Annotated in this window: 2 protein-coding genes; both read left to right on the forward strand. The window is 35.2% G+C overall.

All coding sequences use genetic code 11. From position 1 onward, the window contains the following. The first annotated feature begins 82 nt into the window (after positions 1–82). Entirely contained in the window at positions 83–352 is a 270-nt protein-coding gene (locus tag J2Y60_RS24745) for a helix-turn-helix domain-containing protein (protein ID WP_309924740.1), read from the forward strand. 31 nt (positions 353–383) lie between these two features. Then, the gene (locus tag J2Y60_RS24750; RefSeq protein ID WP_309924741.1) at positions 384–1,283 is read left to right on the forward strand and encodes an IS630 family transposase; all 900 of its coding nucleotides are present in this window, start codon (positions 384–386) and stop codon (positions 1,281–1,283) included. Positions 1,284–1,300 lie beyond the last annotated feature (17 nt).

Genomic DNA, 1,300 nt, shown 5'->3' on the forward strand with positions numbered 1-1,300 from the left:
GAGGGACTTATTAAGATTCATGAAATAATCGTTCTTTGCAATTTGGGTAAAACTCATTAAATTTTCGTCAAAATTCATATTTATGCGACTTATTGTTACTTTAAGCGATAGCCAAGAGCAAGAATTACAAGATTTAGTTATTCATCATCCCAAAGCCTATATTCGAGAAAAAGCTGCTGCTATCTTAAAAATAGCTCAAGGGCAGTCTGGAGTCGATGTTGCCCAAAATGGTCTTTTACGTAAACGTCGTAAAAACACTGTTTATGACTGGGTTCATCGTTATCAGGCTGAGGGTATTTCAGGTTTATTAGTTAAAAAAGGGCGAGGATTAAAACCTTCTTTTTTCCCCTGAGCAAGAAAGTGTTGCTTGCTTACAAACCCAAATGATTGTTGGACAAAGTCCCCAAGGCTATGGTTTTGAGCAAAGCCGTTGGAGTTTAAAGCATTTGCTTTGTATTTGCACTCATTTAAAGATAAAAAGTAAGTCTTGCTTATGGAACTGGCTCAAGAAATGGAAAATTTCTTATAAAAGAGGCAGACTCTATGTCCACAGCCCAGATGCTGATTATCAAGCTAAACTTGCTTATATCAAAACAAGCCTTGAAACAGCCGATATTGACAATTCAGTATTTATATGTATTGACCAATTGACGATTTATGCTCATCCCAGTGTGAGTTGTGCTTATGCAAAACAACAACCATTAGCTAAACAGGGATGGCAACATAATAAAACTATGCGTATTATGGGTGGTTTAAACATACTTACTGGCAAAGTCGACTACTTCATACGCAATAAGATAAGTGTTGCCACCATCTATTGTTTTTATCAAGAATTGGTCAATACATATCCCCATAAGCAAATTTATATCATACTTGACAACTGGCCTATGCACTATCATCCTGACATATTAGCAGCTTTACAAGCACAAGATTGCCCATTCAAATTGCATGTTCCTGCTTCTTGGAATCACTTAAAGCCTGCTAAAAAGTACAATAACAAAAACTTGCCAATAAAACTATTACCCTTACCAACCTATGCCTCATGGTTGAATGTTATCGAAAAACTTTGGAGAAAGCTTAAACAAGAACTCTTGCACATGCACCCTTTTAAAGACCAATTCCAACAACTCAAACAACAAGTAAAAATGTGGCTTGATAAATATAATAGCCCTCAAAATCATGATGAATTGAGAAGCTATGTCGGATTAATGAAAGACGATAACTTTCTTGGAAATATTTGTAATGAAATTTACTCAAAAAATCAAAGAACGTTTATTTTATGAAAGCTAATAAGTCCCTC

The organism is Arcicella sp. BE140 (genome assembly GCF_031456255.1).
GTDB lineage: Bacteria > Bacteroidota > Bacteroidia > Cytophagales > Spirosomataceae > Arcicella > Arcicella aquatica.

Coding starts and splice junctions, on each gene's coding strand:
- J2Y60_RS24745 (WP_309924740.1), top strand. CDS start 83: ATGCGACTTATTGTTACTTTAAGCGATAGCCAAGAGCAAGAATTACAA.
- J2Y60_RS24750 (WP_309924741.1), top strand. CDS start 384: ATGATTGTTGGACAAAGTCCCCAAGGCTATGGTTTTGAGCAAAGCCGT.